An 18788-nucleotide genomic window follows, 5' to 3' on the forward strand; every position below is an offset into this window, starting at 1 on the left:
GCCGGCATCCTCCCAGATAAAGACTGACATGCCGTTTTTTAACTTAAAGGCCTTTAGACCCTGTGCTTGTGCTTGAAAACAGAAACACATTGATAATAGAAGAAAGACATGAACGAAGTGTTTCATAAGATTGAGTTTATTGGTTATTGGATTAAATAGAAAGGTCATATATCCCTACTTAATAACATTGGGATGTATGACCTTAACCTATGATTTTTTAAAAAGTGCTATTCATGTTTCATACTCAAATAAAAGAACCCGAACGAACCCGCACTACAAGAAGCCTGCCAGTTTCCAGTAATTAAAGTGCCGCCTTTAGCCGTAAACGAACAGCTTATTGTCTTTGTATAATTTTCAATCGCATCATCAACACCTTTCATAATAACTTCTCCATAGGACGGATGAAGCATTACAATTTGATCAGTTGGAATAACAAGAGTTCCATCTGCCTTATTGTAAGTACCTGTAATTTTTTGTCCACCATTAAATATATTGAAAATTTCTACAGAAGTTTCGCTTCCTGCAACATAATTAATCTGAACTTTGTAACTTTCCGGTTCTTCCTTGCCTTGAGCATCATACTGAATCGCCGTATATGTCCCATCTATACTATATACCGGAGCAGCAGGAGTCTTTATCGTTTTCGACTCACTTGTCACAATTCCGCTGTTCGCAGTAACGGCATAAGTGCGTACATAATATGTAGTATTTTCATTCAAATTAGATGCATTAACAGTAAATGGAGTATTTAAGTCTGCTGCAGCACAGATAATGGAATTGGTAAATTGCTCGTCCGTAGACAACATTGCACCAATTTCCAATACTTTATCAGTTTTTACCTCTAATGAACCGGTTATCTTTACAGTTGAAAAATTAAGTACGACAACATCTGTTGTAGATATTGTTGGTGCTATTGAAGCATCATACTCTATATCAAAATCTGATTTTGAAGGAGTATCTTCATCTTCACATGCAACCATAAAGGAAGCAAGCAAAAGAGAAGTTATAGATAAGAATAAATATTTTTTCATAATTCTCTTATTTTATCATTGGTTATTATGGATTTTGTTCTGATTCATCCATCTGATCATTTTCTTGGAACTCACGTCTCGGAATCTGATAAAGTAACGTCCAGTCTCCGGCTTTAAAGTCTAGTCTACCACCGACCCAATGGTTACTTCCTTCATAATTACGTATAATATCCTTTTTTAAACGAAGGTGATCAAAGAAAGAAAAACCTTCTCCCCATAATTCCAAACGACGTTGAGTATAAACCTCATCCACTGTTACAGATGTTTTATTCCAAGAAGGATCACGGTTAACCATCAATTCTTTCAATACAGAAGCTGCTTCACCATTTTTATTCAAATGCGCCAAGGCTTCCGCTTCTGTCAGATAAGCTTCAGACAAACGCATAAAAACGTAATCGGCTTCCCATCCTGTTACCTTCTTAAATTTTAAATTAGTATAATCAGGTACCTGTCTGCCACCTGTATCATAAGTTATAATAACCTTTTCTCCAGGATTTGCAAATTGTTTTCTACGTGCATCTGTCTCAGAAAAATTACTGAACAAACGTGCATCTATTTTTCTATATTGTCCAACAGCCCCTCCGTAACCTGCGTCATAGGAACAAAGGAATGAAAAGAATGAAGCAAACATAGTGGTAGTTTCTCCTGTAATATCTGCGCCCCACATCCATTCTTTGTTATTGATATTATTAAATCCATCGGTAGCAATTTCTGATAAACTCATTAATTGTGCATCAGAGTTTGTCCGTGCAGCATGCGCCAAATCTGCAGCTTCTTGCCAACGCTCCATATTTAAATAAATACGAGAGAGTAACATTTGAGCAACTTCCTTATTTATGCTCGTTTTTGCTTTTCTTTTAAAGCCTTCCAAAAGACTAATACCATTCTTTAAATCAGCTTCAGCCTGTGCATAAACTTCTGCCACCGGAACACGATTTAAACGTGATTCACCTTCATTAGGAGTATAAATAAGAGGTACTCCTAAAGCTGTTGCCGGATCAGGCAAAGAAGAATAAGTTTGTTGATACATACTTATTAAATAATAATAAGCCATACCTCTAATAGCTAACGCTTGTCCTTTCGCAGCATTTATTTCAGCACTTTCAGCTCCTTCTGATATCTTGCTAATAATATCATTAGATTTATTAATTAACGTATAGAAGAAATTCCAATACATAAATGTACGAATGTATTGTTCTCCCCGATATTGGAATTGATAATCGAAAGTAAACCAACCAGAGCCTTGTACTTCAAAAGCTAAGTCATCTGTCATTACATCACCTAAATGGAAGAATGAAGTAAGTCCAAAATCATTATGCACAGTACCAGAGCTTCCCTGTGTATTATATTGATTCATATAATTGTACATACCGGCCAACAATGGATCAATAACTATCATTAGTTTGTCCGGGTTTTTGGTAGCAAGATCATCAATCTGCTCTCCAGTTGCCACACTCGTAGGGTCAACTGTTATATAATCTTCACCGCAGGATGATAAAGTTAAAGCTGCGGTAAGCATAGATATCGCTGTTATTTTTAATGACTTCATATGTTTTATTTTTATCATAAGTTCATACTAATACCAAAAGAAATGGTTCTAATAGCCGAGTATGCAGCGTCTTTCAATGAACCGTCAATAGCCTGTCTTGGATCAAGTCCTGTACGTTTGGAAGACAACCAAAGATTATCCCCAGATGCATACACACGTAATGATTGAATAGCTAATCTATTAGTCCATGCTTTAGGCAAAGTATAACCTAATGTTATATTCTTTAAACTGAAATAATCATTTTTAGTCAAGAAACGGTCTGAACTCTGATTTGCATGTAGATAGCCTTGCTGAACACGAGGAACATCTGTATTGGGATTACTTGGTGTCCAACGTTTAAAGATATCAGGAGACCAGTTTGTTCCGGCAGTACCACCAGCCATCAATGCAGAGTAGCCACTATCCATTAAATAACCACCCCCTTGGAACGCAGTTGCAATACTTAAATCAAATCCATATGCTTCTACTGTAGTAGATAAACCACCATAGAATGTAGGGATGGCAGACTTTCCTATCTGATAACGAGTTGCCTTATTTGGATCATTTGTTGTGCCCATGACAATATTACCATTTTCATCTTCTTGATCTACATAATATAATGCATCACCATTAGCAGGATCTACTCCTGCATATTTGTAAGTATACCAATCATACAGACTGCCACCTTCTTTTCTCCACCATGAACCGGTATAATAACCATCGGGGTCTTTGCCTTTTGCTAATTTAGTAACCGTATTCTTATACTTAGTGATGTTAGCATCGATATTCCATTTGAAATTATTTGTATTAATAATCTTAACGCCTAATTCCACTTCGAAACCATTATTTCTCATTGACATATCATTAACAGCTTTGGTACCCGGTAAACCGGCTGAAGGAGGCATTGCCTGATAGAAAAGCAAATCTTTGGTTTCTTTGATGAAATATTCTATATTTCCTGTTAGTCTATCCCATAATCCAAATTCGATTCCGACATTAAAATTATTACTTTTCTCCCAAGTCAAATCTTTATTACCGCGCCATGTATAATTAATACCGATTGCACCATCTTGCGGTACAACTTCGTATTGATCTAAGTAAGGAGTTGAATTACCCAAATTATCATTACCTTGCGTACCATAGCTGGCCTTTAACTTAATGTTGTTCACGAAATCTATCTCTTTCATAAAGTTTTCTTCGCTAATACGCCAAGAGGCACCGACAGACCAAAAACTACCCCATCGATTATCCGGATGAAAATGAGAAGAAGCATCTCGACGATAAGATGCTGTCAGATAATAACGGTCTCTATAGTCATATTGCAAACGTGAGAAGAAGCCTTCCAAATTATATTTATTAGTATAAGAAGTTGCATTTTTCAGAGAAGCTCCATTCGACAGCTCAGGGTTGTTAGGAATTAAAAATTGTTCCTTCATAGCCATCAAATAAGTAAGCTTATCTGATTTAACTTCATGACCTAATAATACATCAATATGATGATCTCCAAAATCTTTTTCATAAGTCAGCAATTGATTAGTATTTAATGCAAAATAACGCTGAGCATAACGATAGCTACGTCCATTCACATTTAAAGCATCTCCACCAATAGGAGTTTGAAAATCAACTTGCGTTAGATTCATATTATCTGCACTCAAATTGAAAGTAAATTTGAAGTCTTTTAAAAATTTAACTTCAGCATATGCTTTAGCGGAAATAATATCATATGTATACTCACGTATATCATTCACTAACTGTGCATATGGGTTGGCATTAGCTCCATAAGGACGCGTATGTCCGTCTGTTACTCCATAGTCATACGCCGGATTACCATTACTATCATAAATCATATTACCCTCGGCATCATGACGATAGATAGGATAGATTGGTGCAATATTCTGTCCAAAAAAGAACAAAGACGAGTAATTGGAACCACCGACATTAGGAGAATTAGTAGTTGTTTGAGCATAGGCCATATTAAATCCGGTTTTCAACCAACTTGTTGTTTGATTATCAACCTTTAAACGTCCTGTATATCTTTTGAAATTAGAATTACGAAGATAAGAATCATCATCAAGATAATTTAAAGATGCATAGAAAGAAGTCTTTTCAGAACCTCCTTTTATAGATATATTATATTCTTGACGCAAGCCATTTTTAAAAGGGTCTTCTTGCCAATCCTCAGAATAAAGTTGGCGGGCATTAGGATTAAGACGCCCAGTAGTCGGATCTATTAATTGGTTATTTGCAACATCATAAACATTATAACCACCCAATGAGGCTACCAAATTTTGTGAAGCATCCCAAGCTGCAGCAGCTTGTCCCATACCTGTTGAAATATTGGCATTCTTTAAAGCTTCCCAGAACATTTCATAATACTGACCAGCATCACGAATTGTTTTATATGCCTTTACACCACGAGAGTTAACTCCCCATTTGGCATCTAATGAAACTGTAGTTTTACCATTAATGCCTTTTTTAGTAGTAATCATAACTACACCATTGGCACCACGGGCACCATACAGAGAGTTGGCTGCAGCATCTTTCAATACTGTCATAGACTCAATATCAGCATTATTGATAGAGTTCAATGAGCCTTCATATGGCACACCGTCCACGACAATCAATGGTTTTTTTGAAGCGCTAATTGAACCAATACCACGTACAAAAATACTTGCTTCACTACCCGGTTGACCTGTACTAGAGGTAATTTGCACACCAGATACAGCTCCTTCCAAGGCTTTTGAAACATTTGAATTTTGTTGTTTTGTTATTTTGTCCGCTTTTATAGTGGCAGCAGAACCTGTAAAAGAAGACTTCTTAGCCGTACCATACGCAACTACGACTACTTCTTCAAGGGTCTCAGTATCAGGTTTTAATGTAATATTCAAGTTAGGCTTAATCGCCACTTCCTGAGACTTCATACCTATGAACGAAATTACCAAAGTCTTTGCAGAACTAAAGCAACGCATATCTCATTGATATTTAATGCTTTGCTTTTTTCTGAATAAAGTTTCATCCCTCCTTTATAATACCTTTAAACAGCAATATTATGAAATGTTTTCTACCCGGATTCTACCATCAATCCCTTTTATTTAGAGTTGCTGCAAAAAGAAATTATTTGCTATATATATTTTTAAGCCAATATTCAAAGATAGGATCTTGCATTTCTATTTTCTCTTCAGGAAGTATATCAATCAGGTCTTTCTCTAAAGTCGCTTTCTTTAAATTCTTTATATTGGCGGAAGTGCCTAACTGATATTTGGCCAAAACCGCTTTTGAAGAAAAATTTGACTCTTGATTGGCAACAGCTATTAAAAAACTGATTTGTTTCGGAGTTAAAGAATCCAATATATTGGTAAACAACAAACTTAACTGCCCGACAAGGCCCTGAAAAGCTTCCTCGATAATTTGCTGAGAACAATTCTTAGCTGTACGCAACCATACCTGCTGGCTCAGTTGTTGGGTATAATACGGATGACCTTTGGTTAATTCCACTATATTAGCACACAAATTGTCGGAGATACTTTTTTTAGTATCAGAAAAACGTTTTGATATAAATTCAGTCCAATCTTTCTCTTTGATTTTCTGCAAGAAAAGCACATCTCCAAATTTATAAAAAGGCATCTCATAATTATTGAAGATATTCAGTAACATGTGTCTTTTACTTCCATATAAACAATAGCCTACAGAAGTATGCTTTTGCCAGTGCGAACGGAGTTTGCGTTGGAATCCCAATGGATCCTCATATTCATTTATATTTTGAAATTCATCAATGCAAACGATAAATTTCTTTCCTGTTTCCTTAGCCATCACTTCCGGCAAATCAAGAATCTCATCATAGGAGAATTTAGTATCTCTAAAGTCTATTCCAAAGGAGAATTCATAACTCTGACTGCCATCGGACAATGAAACAAGGGGAATGAACTTGCCTAGATACTTTTTGGCGGCTGCTATAAAATCGTCCCATGCACTGGTGCCGGCTTTCAATATAGTATTCGCGTAGATTTTATAGAATTGTTCTTCTGTACGGCAGTTGAAGATGTCTATTTGACAAATATGTATATTCTTGTCCGCGAGCTCCAAACGCTGCGCGGCTTTATGAACCAAAGATGTTTTTCCCCATCTGCGCGGAGATATGATAATTGTATTAATCAGATTGTTGAAGTTCTGTATCAACAATTCGGTTTCCTGCAGTCTATCCGTAAAGTTTTCTTTTTCTGCTATCCGGCCATATACAAAAGGAGCTTCCATACTATTCGTCTATTAGTTTCAACAAAGATAGATGAAAGAAAAAGGAATAACAAATATAAAAGGATTTTTTAGAATCATTTGATTTCAAATCAATCGATTTCAAATCAAATGATTTCATTGTATGCTATCCCAATACACTTTTCCGTGTACAACTGTTTGATCTTGATTCGCTTTGGCAAAGAATAAAAGGGGGTTGTGTCAAAACGTGGACAATGCTGTCGTTTCGTTCGTAGGGGCGAGGTTCGCTCGCCCGAAAACAGTTTACTTTGTGTCTTCGGGCAGGCAAACCCTGCCCCTACAGCTGGCGATTGGATAGGCCGGTTTAGTTTTGACACTCCCTTTTTTAAAGTTAGTGAGTAATTTGTTTTCTTTATATTACCAATTACCTTCTATATTAGAATTAGCATTCATATCATTATTGGGAATCTCCCACAAGAAACGTTTGTCAGAAGCATCCTTAGTAAGCTCTGTATAATCAGATCCGCTCATTAAGATAGCTGGGTTCTGCGAATCATGGCGCTGGATACTATCATGCCATCTTTTTAAATCATTCATTCGCTGGCCTTCACCAACAAACTCACGAATCCATTCATTCTTTATTTCTTTAAACAAAGCGTTACCTGTTGCAGTAACTGTACTCGCACCACGTTGAGTTCTCAAATCATTTAAGTATTTCAGGGCATTTACTTCATCATTAGCTTGATACGAAGCTTCAGCAGCGATTAAATATGCTTCGGCTACACGGAATACTTTCGGCATTTGATAATATTCATACTCTGATTTTTTGAGTTTAGGATTACCGGGGTACTTATTGAGCATATAAACATCATTGACTGTTGTTTCAAGGCAAGTAATTTTATCCTTGCGATAATACACTTCTTTTCTGATATCCCCATCCTCATAAAGATCCAACACCCATTTTGCAGGAACAAAATCCGGGCTAAAACTTTCAGTTGCCGTACTGTAAGATAAGTATAGTGTCATGGCATTGGCACGTTCGTCTACAGATTGGAATGACTTAAAGATAATTTCAGAGCTTTCGTCATTCAACCACATACTGCTAAATACTGTTGCATCTGTAACCAAAGGATATTTATCAATCAGTCCTTTTGCTAATGTGACAGCTTCACCATAATTATGCATATACAAATCAACACGTGCTTCAATGGCATCAATTACATCTACTGTAAAGTAAACAGAATTAGCTTCTCCTTTAGTAGTCAAATTAGCACGTGCCTCTTTAATATCCTGTTTTATTTGTTTATAAGTATCTTCCAATGAAGAGCGAGACGGCTTTCCTTGAGGATCCATCTCAAGAACCAATGGCAGACCTTTAGCCGATGCTGCCGTTGCCGGTTCATAATCACTGGCAAAGCGAGTCACCAATGTATTATAACAAATGGCACGCATTAAATAGGCCTCGCCTTTAATCATGTTAAGAGTTGCTTTGTCTTCTTCATTTTCGGCTGCTATTTTATCGATATTGGTTATAATATTATTGCAATTATTAATTGTATAATAATTATATTGCCAAATATCCTCAATATCATATTGAGCTGCCGTAAAGTCCCAACGATGCATATCTCCCCCACGGTTAGAGTAAGAGATTGTTGCATTGAACAAATCTGACTGCTGGTCTGCAGTATAGGTATAGATTCCTCCATTGATAGACTTAAAGTAAGAATAAATACCATTACGGAATTTAACCGCATCATCTACAGTTTCCCAAGATGTCTCCGTAGAAATACTATCATTAGGATATTGGTCTAAGTCACACGATGTCACTGTTAAGACAAGAGATGACGACAATATTATAGTTTTGAATATTTTACGTATCATAATTTAAATATTTAGAATGTTAATTCAGCACCAATTGTAAATTGCTTTGTATTAGGATAAGCACCGTAAGTCAAATTAGTATCCAACTCAGGATCTGCTCCCTTATAATTTGTTATAGTAAACAAGTTACGTGCTGTAGCCATTATTCTTACTCCTTGTATTACTTTGGTTGGCAATAACCAATTTTTAGGCAAAGTGTATGACAATGAAATATTTTTCAAACGTAAGAATGAAGCATTCTCCAATAAGTGGGTATCAAATTGCATGACATTTCCAAAAGCAGGAATATCAGTAACATCCCCCGGTTCTTTCCATTCGTTCAGAACGTCTTTTGATTGGTTATATCCGGCAAAATTATAAGGGTTTGCAGCAAAATAATAGTCATTGTTTACCATATATTTTCCTAACACCCAGGCAAAATCAGCATTTAGGCTCAGGCCCTTCCAAGATACATTTAATCCAAAACCACCATTATGAGGTGCATAACGTTTTTTACCGGTGGCTTGCTGAAGTAGTTCTTCATCATATTCTTTGGTTGTCTCACCGTCAGTTCCCGGCACATACCACATTTGCTGACCGTCAGCAGGGTCTACTCCGGCCCATTTAGCCATATAATATTGTACAGGTTCACCGACATTGTATGATACCAGATAATTAGGCATAGCCCATTCATCATAGCCATAAAATAACTCAGTAATCTTATTCTTATTATATGCATAGTTCATATTAAACCCAACAAACCAGTCTTTTGTCTTCAGCAAATCAAGTGAAATTGCTATTTCAACACCAGAGTTGGTCATTGAACCCACATTTTGAGTAATAGAACTGAAACCGGAAGTATAAGGTACAGGTACATCCATTAACATGTTAGAAGTCTTCTTGTTGTAATAAGTCAGTTCAATGCGGTATTTATTCCAGAAGCTGGCTTCCACTCCTATATTAGTCAGGGTTTGCTTTTCCCATCCCAAATCTCCATTACCGGGAGTATTGATTTTCCAACCTCCTTGTGCATTATATAGATTAGTTCCTACTAATGCCAAATGTTCATAGTTGCCGATAGAAGAGTTACCAGTAGTACCAATGCTGGCTTTTAGTTTTAAATCAGACAGAAAGTTTACATCCTCTAAGAAACTCTCTTTCTTCATATTCCACATCAAACCTCCCGACATAAAAATGGCATTTCTATTATTTTTACCAAAACGAGAAGAAGCATCGTTGCGAATAGAAAAGTCTGCAAAGTACTTATCATTTAAAGCATAGTTGATACGTCCGAAGAATGATAGGAATTGATAAGTATAGAGATCATTTTCATCAGCTCCCAATAAAGTAGCTACTGTACCGGCTTCCAACATACTTAAGCGGTCATCGCTTTGTCCTGTTGTCTCTGAAGCAAAACGTTGATAATCATTTTTAATTCCTTCTTGACCAATCAAGATTGTAAAATCATGTTCATCTTTAATCTTGAAGTTGTATTCGGCTGTATTGGTGATTGTCAATTTAGCATTTCTTCTAAATCCCTCATAAGTATATCCTCCCTGAGTAGCATTAGGATGTGAAGCTAAACGTTTAGAAGTTTGTCTGAAATCATAAGCTTCTATACCAAACTGAGAACGTATAGTCAAGCCTTCAATGGGATTCAATTGAAGGAAAGCAGTACCATCCAATTGCGCTGTGTTTGAAGATGAAGGTTGTTTGTCAGACAAATAATATGGACTATATCTGTTTAGGCCTGGAATAACTTCCAGTTTAGAACCGTCTTCTCCATAAGGATTATAATAAGTAGGGTTCAAAATGGTACCAAAGATACCACCATTCAGGCTATTTGAGCCTTGATATGTAAACAGTGAAGTTTGTTGTTCATCATAAGTCGCACCGAAATTTACACCAAAACGCAACCAATCTGTTGGTCTTGACTCCAAATTAGACCGGAATGTATATCTATTATATTCCGAGCGGGGAGTTATACCATCTTGATAATAGTATGAACCGGATACATAATATGTAGTTTTATCGCTACCGCCTTGGATGGATAAGTTGGCTTGATAAGTTGGCGCATCATCTTTGAAGAAATAATCCTGCCAATTGGTGTCGATGCCCGAATTGATATACTTATCATAAGTTTCCTGTTTGATGATACCATGCGACAACTGATAGCCAAGCAATTCTGTCGAATTCATTGGATTGCTTACTCTTCGTGCTAATCTGGCAGTACCATAATTACCGGACGCTGTAATCACAGCCTTTTCGCCAATTCTTCCTCTCTTTGTAGTAATATAGATAACACCGTTAGCAGCACGTGAACCGTAAATAGAAGTTGCCGAAGCATCTTTCAATACAGTAACGCTTTCAAAGTCATTCGGATTCATCATTACCATGACACTTGAACTAACCGGAGTTCCGTCCAATACATATAACGGTTCGTTATCTGCAGTTAAAGAGCCTACACCTCTAATGTATGAACTAGAGCTAGAGCCTGGCTCACCAGAACTAGTATAAACTTGTAAACCTGAAACCTGCCCCTGTAAAGCATCCATAGCATTAGCTACAGGTTTTGCAGATAATTTTTCTGAGTTTACTTTTGCAACAGAACCGACAATACTGCCAATCTTTTTGCCGCTACCATAACCTAAAACGACAACTTCTTCAAGTGTTTCTGTATCAGGTTTTAGTACGATATTCATAGTCTGTTTTATAGGTAATTCCTGAGACTTCATACCTATAAACGAAATTACCAAAGTTTTTGCAGAACTTGGTACATTTGGTAATTGAAATTTACCATCCATATCAGTAACAGTACCTACAGCAGTACCTTTTACTAAAATAGAGGCGCCAACTACGGGTAATCCGTCCTCTTCCGAGATAACAGTACCTGTTACCTTCGTGACCTGAGCGGTTACCAGACCTATACCTATAAAAAGGCAGGTCAATAACAGCATAAATTTTCTTTTCATAAAATTCTCTCTTAAAGTTTAACTTTAGATTAATATAAATTCATTCACTCTAACAATTGGCAAAGGTATGAATAAAATTGTAAAATCAAACAAATAATGGTAAAAATCACAAGTTTCTCCTCTATTATTATGCTTTTAGGCACTTTTATCTCACAAAAAATGAAAATTCACTTCATATTTATTCGAGTTTTTAATATATGCAATAAGACGACTTTCAATCTGCAACTTGAGTTTTAAAGGTCTGTTAACTTATAATTGTTAACATATGAAGGCTATCTTTCTAAGTTTATATAAAGAAAAGAACAAAAATATCTTCAAATGCTTTTTTAGTGTTCACTTTACGTCTTATCATAGAATTATAGTATTTCAATTTTAGAACTAAGAATTATGAGAAAGATTAGTTATCGTCCTGTTTACAACCGGAAAAAATGTTTAAATTCCAGAGGAACGGCTCTGGTTCAAGTAGAAGCTTACCTCAACAAGAAGAAGATCTACTTTTCTACCCACATCTATTTACGTCCAGAACAATGGGATGTAAAAAAGAAAATTATCAAAGACCATCCCAATCAGGATGCGCTTAATGGAATGCTTAAAGAGTTTATAATTGAGCTAGAAAGAAAAGAACTGTCTTTGTGGAGGCAAGGTAAGATTATCACATTAAATCTTATAAAGGATGAATTCAAAAACAGTACAGATGTTTCATTCTTAAGCTTTGCGCGTAAAGAAATAGATGCATCTCAATTAAAGGACAGTACCAAGCAAAATCATTTAACGACTATTGGGTTGCTCCAATCATTTAAACCATCAATAGAGTTTAAAGATTTGAACTACAATTTTATAACTAGTTTTGAGAAGTATTTGTATGACGCCGGTTATCAGATGAATACTGTAGCGAAACACATGAAACATTTGAAATCGTTCGTTAATGCAGCAATAAATAAAGGATATATCGATTTAAATGATTATGCTTTCAGAAGATATAAAATTAAAATGAAAGAGGGAAAACATGTATTTCTTTTGCCTGATGAAATGAAAAGATTAGAAGAGCTGTCTTTGATGAATCGAGATATACATTTCCAACATACATTAGACGCATTTTTATTCTGTTGTTATACTGGATTGCGTTATTCGGATTTTACCAATTTAACTGAGAAGAATATTGTTAAAATAGACAGAGAACTGTGGCTGATATTCAATTCTGTAAAAACAGGTATTGAGGTTAAGCTTCCTTTAAACCTACTATTTGGCGGAAAAGCTTTGAACATACTTTATAAATATCAAAACCAGTGGAATACTTTTTTCTCGCTGAAAAGTAATTCCAATGTTAACAAAGAATTAATTCGTATCGGTAAATTGGCAAATATAGACAAGCACTTTTCATTTCATACAGCCCGACACACCAATGCTACCTTATTAATATATAAGGGGGCTAATATAACAACTGTACAGAAACTGTTGGGACATAAAAATCTGACTAGAACCCAGATTTATGGTGAAGTAATGGGTAGTACCATTGTTCGTGATTTGAAAAAGTGTCAGAAAGGAAAAGATTGAATATTGCTGACATATTGATTGTACTGCCGGACCAGGTAGAAAATAAGTAGAACAATCACCTCTCTTATCTGTCACACAAAGAAAGGCTCTTCGAGTATTTGTACTTTTATGTGTGACAGATTTTTCCTCTGCAAACATTATGCATACTTGCTTTGGTAAGGTCAAAGGAATGGATGATTCCATTTTAGTAAATGACTTGCTACACGATGGCTGAAACCATAAAAACCAACTGTGTTTTTTTTGCTCCACAAGTAAAAATACGATTCTTCCTTCCTCCTTTCATTAGTCGTTAAAACGTCCTGTTGGTGGGGATTACGGTAGTGAATGGGCATCCCATCACCGCCCTTTCAGCCTCCTTTCATCTGTAAAATTCCTTCTGGTAGGATAAATACTGAAGGCAGATTGTGAAGGGACTTGGAAAGCACGGATGAAGGGAGGATGAGGGGATGTGCTGTCATCTTTAACCGGTTGTTCGTCAGTGTATTAAATTTAAAATGTAAGGATGAACGGACAAGAAGGAATGACCGACTTTATGAGGGGGGGGGATAATCCCATCTGCCCTTACATTAAAAACATGCCGAGCTTTTTTAAAAAGGTGCTGAAGTTTTTTGAAAACATAACGAGCTTTTTTGAAAACATAACGAGCTTTTTTGAAAACACAAAGGTCTTTTTGCGACATTCGGTGTGGGCTGTATATTTTTAAAACACTTCACACATACGGTGGCATCGGTCTACACATACGGTGGCATCAGCCCACACGTATATACGCATCGGGCTACACGTACGTACGCATAAGCCTGCACGTATATATGTCATTGTGTCAGGTTCCGTCTGTTGTGATACAAAACTTTTATAATCTGATTCATATCATCTACTGAATATTATAAGGCTAATTTAGTTAAACGCCACCAATACAATCTTATTTCATGGTAGAATGAAGGTAGGAATTGTCTATTGATTATAATGCCACAGCAGTATTCAGTGGATATAGGCATCATACGGCAATATTAATAATTGGTTAATTATCAATGTGTTATATATAATTTTAGTTCTGCAAAAACTCTGGTAATTTCGTTTATTGGTATGAAGTCTCAGGAAGTGGCGATAAAACCAACTTTGAACGTGACATTAAAGTCGGATACAGAAGTACTTGAAGAGGTCGTAGTTACAGGATATGGTACTTTTAAAAAGACTTCATTTACAGGAGCTGCATCAAATATGAGTACTGAGAAGCTACAGGACGTTCCGGCATTAAGTGTATCAAGCAAACTTGCCGGTGGTGTTTCCGGAGTACAAATTACATCCACTTCAGGACAACCCGGTGCAGTAGAATCTATCCGTATTCGTGGGTTAGGTTCAATTAATGCCAGCAATGAACCTCTATATGTAATTGACGGAGTTCCCATGTATTCCGGAGATGCCAGTGGTTTCTCTTATTCTCAAGCAGGTTCAAGTATGTTGTCGACTCTGAACAGTAATGATATCGAATCCATGACTGTTATTAAAGATGCAGCAGCGGCCTCTCTGTATGGTTCACGTGCAGCCAATGGAGTTATTGTAATTACAACTAAAAAAGGAGCCTCAGGAAAAACAGTTTTCAATGCTAAATCTGACTGGGGGTTCTCTGATATGGCTATTAATTACCGTCCGGTGTTAAATGGTGCCGACAGAAGAAACTTACTATATACCGGATTTAAAAATTATTATTTGAACGGTGGAAAGACAGAGAGTGAAGCTGTTGCATTTGCAGACAGCCAAATTGACAAATATGCTGCAGAACCTTGGAGCGGATATACAGATTGGAAAGATGTATTGTTCAGAAACGGTTCTCATCAAAATTATGAGTTCAATGCACAGGGTGGTAATGACAGGACTAAATTCTATGCCTCATTGTCTTATACCAACCAGGAGGGTTTAACTCAAAATTCCAGTTATGAAAGATTTACCGGTCGTGCCAATTTAACCCATACGGCAGGTCGCTTTACTTTTGATTTCAGTACAATGTTTGCCAAGACAAATCAAAATCAAAACAGTGAAGGTACAAGTTTTGCTAGTCCTATTATGTGTGCAGCCATGACTGCTTCTCCTTCAACTTTCCCATACAATGAAGACGGTTCGTACAGTACGACTTTCCCTGCTTTGAATGGAGCTAATATCGTAAAAACAATGGACTACAATTATGATAGAAATACGATTAACCGTTCATTGAATACAGTTTCGGCTACATGGAATATTTGGGATAACTTGCGTTTGAAGGAAGTATTCAACTATGATTTCAACCAATCAAATAATCGCGTTTGGTGGGATCCGCGTTCTAATGACGGTCGCTCTTCTAACGGGGTATATCAACGTTATATGATGAATCGTGAAAAGTGGACGAGTCAGACCCAGCTGACTTATGACAAAACAATAGCCGAAAAACATTCTATTGATGCTTTGGTAGGTTTTGAAACAGAGGACTATACGTTGGATTATACTTATTCAAACGGTAGTGATTATCCGGGATATTTGGAAGAAATTACCAATGCTGCAACAACTCGTTCAAGCAGTTATAAATCAAAATATCGCATGACTTCGGTATTGGGACGTTTAAACTATGACTATGATCATAAATATTATTTCAGTGCAAGCTTCAGACGTGACGGCAGCTCCCGTTTGGCTGCAGACAGCCGTTGGGGTAACTTCTGGTCTGTATCCGGTTCATGGAGACTTACTCAAGAAGCATTTATGGAATCATTGAAAGATGTGATTACAGATGCCAAAATACGTGCCTCTTATGGTGTAAATGGTACTCAGCCAACTGATTACTATGGATATATGGGCGTTTATGAATATGGCTACAACTATAATGGGAAACCGGGATCTGCCGAAACACGTTTGACTAATCCTGAATTGAAATGGGAAAAGAATTATGCTACAAACATTGGTTTTGACCTGAACTTGTGGAATAAGCTTTCTGTTTCATTTGATTGGTATAATCGTGAAACAAAGGATTTGTTGTTAGACCAACCCATTTCACTTACTACCGGCTTGGGTAGTATTCTAAAGAATGTAGGTTCTATGAGAAATAGAGGTTTTGAATTGGAACTCAAATCCACTAATCTATCTACCAAGGATTGGTTTTGGACTACATCCTTTAATATCTCTCACAACAAAAACAAATTGACAAAACTTGACGGTAATCAGACTGAAATGATGGATACTGATTATTCACAATTAATTCACCGTGTGGGAGAATCATTTTATTCATTTTATGCCTATGAATATGCGGGTGTAGATCCCGAAACTGGTAAGGAATCATATTATATCAATGATGGAACTGAAAATGCACGCAAAACAACAACCAATTATGCAGAAGCCGAAAAAGTAATTATCGGAAATGTAGAGCCCACTGTTCAAGGTGGTTTGTCCAACTATATCAGTTGGAAATTTATCGATTTGAATTTAACATTCACTTACTCATTCGGAGGCCATGCTTTCGATAGAGCCAACTGGATTCAGTCTAATGGTGGTACATATCATTATCTTGGTAATGTTCCTGATTATTGGAAGACAGAAGATATGTGGCAGAAGCCGGGTGATCATGCTAAATTACCCCAATTCGTTTATGGAAACTCTGCTGTCAGTTCTTCACGCTGGATGCTTTCCACAAACCATGTACGCCTGAAAAATGTTACTTTAGGATTCACTATTCCTCAAAACTGTATCAAAAGATTGGGATTGAACAAGGTTAGAGCTTATGCTTCTGCCAACAACTTATTCACAATCAAATCTGGTGATTTGTATGTAGATCCAGAAGTTCCAGCTAACGGTATAGTAACATTTGAAACCCCTGCTTTAAGAACGGTGACATTCGGTATTGAAATAGGATTCTAATCATTATCATTTTAAAAAGTAAAAGAATTATGAGAAATATATGTAAATCAATAGCAATCTCTCTTTCACTGGTTGCATTGACATCGTGTGGGAACGATTGGCTGAATACTGTTCCTAGCGATTCTGTACCAGCAGATGATGCTATCAATAACTATAAAGCTGCAACTGTTGCTTTAACCGGTGTGTATGATGGTCTGCAAGGTAATTCTAGCCGTGTTAGTTATTACGGAGCCAGAATGTTTTATTATGGCGATGTACGTGGGGATGATATGCAGGCAAGAGCTCAAGGTATGCGTTCTTCTTCCTGTTATGAAATGCGTTACACACTTGATAACGCTCCTAATATGTGGTCTGTTCCCTACAATGTAATTCGTAGAGCGAACCGATTATTGGAAGCTGTTGAACAAAATAAAGTGGAAGATGCTACTGCCGAGCAATTGGCTAATTTAAAGGCCGAAGCCCTCACTATAAGAGCTTTGGTACACTTTGATTTATGTCGAATTTATGCTAATCCTTATACAATGGATAACGGAGCTTCCAAAGGAGTTCCTGTAGTCACAAGTCCATTGGCTATGGATGAACTGCCATCAAGAAGTAGTGTAGCTGAGGTTTATACCCAAATATTGCAGGATTTGGAAGATGCTCTATCTTCAGGCGGCCTTGCTGACAAGAAGAATTATGGCTATGTAAACAAATGGTTTGCGAAAGCTTTGCTGGCGAAGGTATATTTGTATAAAGGAGATAATGCCAATGCTTTGACACAAGCCGAAGATGTTATCAAAAATTCTCCTTATGAATTATGGACTAATGGAGAATATGTCAATGGATGGACTACATCGGATAGTGGACGCAAGGAAATGATTTTCGAGCTGGTGAACAAGAGTGAAGATGACTGGACTGACCGTGAAGGTATTGCTTATCTGATGAATGAAGATGGTTATGCCGATTTTATTGCAACTAAATCATTCTTAGCCTTAATGGAAGAAGATCCTGATGATGTAAGAAACAATATCTTGATTCCAGCACAAAGTGATGAAGATTTGATGAAAGAATTTGGAAATGCTAAAATATTTGTCAACAAATTCCCCGCAGATCCATCCAGTGGTGAAATGCGTTTAAACAGTCTTCCTATCATGCGTTTGTCTGAGGTTTACCTGATTGCAGCCGAAGCTGCGGCTAAAATGAGTAATGGTTCTAAAGCAGCCGCATATTTAAATAAAATAGTCCTTCGTGCTAATCCGACCGCAACTGCTATCACTGAAAGTGAAGCTACTGTAGAGCGTATCATGCTGGAAAACAGAAAGGAGTTCGTAGGTGAAGGACATCGTTTTTTTGACGCAATGAGAAACAATGAAACAATCGTTCGTTATACTAATGATATTGACAAAGGTTTCCATTATTCATTAATCAATGAATCGGCTAGATTCGACAGAACTTACTTCCGATCTTTATTACCCATTCCGGCAGACGAAGTAAATGTCAATCCGAATTTAAAAGCAGAACAAAACCCTGGTTATTAACTAAGTATTAATAACTAAAATTAAAGCCGCATCAGAAAAATGCGGCTTTTCTATTTTATACGTAAAAATATTATAAGGGTTAATTTAGTAAAATACCACCAATACAATCTTATTTCATGGTAGAATTAAGGTAGAAATTATCTATTGATTATAATGCCACAGCAGTATTCAGTGGATATAAGCATCATACGACAATATTAATAATTAGTTAATTATCAACGTGTTATATATAATTTTA

The 18788-nt window shown here is 36.6% G+C and carries 9 protein-coding genes; 3 read left to right on the forward strand and 6 right to left on the reverse strand.

The features are described from left to right. Positions 1 to 227: 227 nt before the first annotated feature. The 6 genes from IR173_RS17360 to IR173_RS17385 form a co-directional block, all read right to left on the reverse strand. The gene (locus IR173_RS17360) at positions 228 to 1031 is read right to left on the reverse strand and encodes a hypothetical protein (protein ID WP_237040772.1); all 804 of its coding nucleotides are present in this window, start codon (positions 1029 to 1031) and stop codon (positions 228 to 230) included. 25 nt (positions 1032 to 1056) lie between these two features. Then, positions 1057 to 2598: a RagB/SusD family nutrient uptake outer membrane protein gene (locus IR173_RS17365; protein WP_237040773.1), complete on the reverse strand. Its 1542-nt coding sequence runs from the start codon at positions 2596 to 2598 to the stop codon at positions 1057 to 1059. After that, positions 2595 to 5480, reverse strand: a complete 2886-nt coding sequence (locus tag IR173_RS17370; protein ID WP_237040774.1) for a SusC/RagA family TonB-linked outer membrane protein — start codon at positions 5478 to 5480, stop codon at positions 2595 to 2597. Before IR173_RS17370 ends, IR173_RS17365 begins: the two co-directional genes overlap by 4 nt. 193 nt (positions 5481 to 5673) lie before the next feature. After that, the gene (locus tag IR173_RS17375) at positions 5674 to 6810 is read right to left on the reverse strand and encodes an AAA family ATPase (protein ID WP_237040775.1); all 1137 of its coding nucleotides are present in this window, start codon (positions 6808 to 6810) and stop codon (positions 5674 to 5676) included. A gap of 375 nt (positions 6811 to 7185) precedes the next feature. Then, positions 7186 to 8649, reverse strand: a complete 1464-nt coding sequence (locus IR173_RS17380) for a RagB/SusD family nutrient uptake outer membrane protein (RefSeq protein WP_237040776.1) — start codon at positions 8647 to 8649, stop codon at positions 7186 to 7188. A gap of 11 nt (positions 8650 to 8660) precedes the next feature. Continuing rightward, positions 8661 to 11600 (reverse strand): SusC/RagA family TonB-linked outer membrane protein, encoded by a 2940-nt coding sequence (locus tag IR173_RS17385; RefSeq protein WP_237040777.1) that lies wholly within the window; start codon positions 11598 to 11600, stop codon positions 8661 to 8663. A gap of 387 nt (positions 11601 to 11987) precedes the next feature. On the opposite strand from IR173_RS17385, the gene IR173_RS17390 reads away from it, so the two are divergent. The 3 genes from IR173_RS17390 (at position 11988) to IR173_RS17400 (ending at position 18550) form a co-directional block, all read left to right on the forward strand. Then, entirely contained in the window at positions 11988 to 13154 is a 1167-nt protein-coding gene (locus IR173_RS17390; protein WP_237040778.1) for a site-specific integrase, read from the forward strand. A gap of 1035 nt (positions 13155 to 14189) precedes the next feature. Further along, the gene (locus tag IR173_RS17395; RefSeq protein ID WP_317207948.1) at positions 14190 to 17030 is read left to right on the forward strand and encodes a SusC/RagA family TonB-linked outer membrane protein; all 2841 of its coding nucleotides are present in this window, start codon (positions 14190 to 14192) and stop codon (positions 17028 to 17030) included. A 29-nt stretch (positions 17031 to 17059) separates the two neighbouring features. Beyond that, positions 17060 to 18550, forward strand: coding sequence for a RagB/SusD family nutrient uptake outer membrane protein (locus IR173_RS17400; protein WP_237040780.1), 1491 nt, complete (start codon positions 17060 to 17062; stop codon positions 18548 to 18550). The last annotated feature ends 238 nt before the right edge of the window (positions 18551 to 18788 follow it).

It is taken from the genome of Phocaeicola faecalis (assembly GCF_021730445.1).
In the GTDB taxonomy this organism is placed as follows: Bacteria; Bacteroidota; Bacteroidia; order Bacteroidales; family Bacteroidaceae; genus Phocaeicola; species Phocaeicola faecalis.

Coding starts and splice junctions, on each gene's coding strand:
- IR173_RS17360 (WP_237040772.1), bottom strand. CDS start 1,031: ATGAAAAAATATTTATTCTTATCTATAACTTCTCTTTTGCTTGCTTCC.
- IR173_RS17365 (WP_237040773.1), bottom strand. CDS start 2,598: ATGATAAAAATAAAACATATGAAGTCATTAAAAATAACAGCGATATCT.
- IR173_RS17370 (WP_237040774.1), bottom strand. CDS start 5,480: ATGAAGTCTCAGGAAGTGGCGATTAAGCCTAACTTGAATATTACATTA.
- IR173_RS17375 (WP_237040775.1), bottom strand. CDS start 6,810: ATGGAAGCTCCTTTTGTATATGGCCGGATAGCAGAAAAAGAAAACTTT.
- IR173_RS17380 (WP_237040776.1), bottom strand. CDS start 8,649: ATGATACGTAAAATATTCAAAACTATAATATTGTCGTCATCTCTTGTC.
- IR173_RS17385 (WP_237040777.1), bottom strand. CDS start 11,600: ATGAAAAGAAAATTTATGCTGTTATTGACCTGCCTTTTTATAGGTATA.
- IR173_RS17390 (WP_237040778.1), top strand. CDS start 11,988: ATGAGAAAGATTAGTTATCGTCCTGTTTACAACCGGAAAAAATGTTTA.
- IR173_RS17400 (WP_237040780.1), top strand. CDS start 17,060: ATGAGAAATATATGTAAATCAATAGCAATCTCTCTTTCACTGGTTGCA.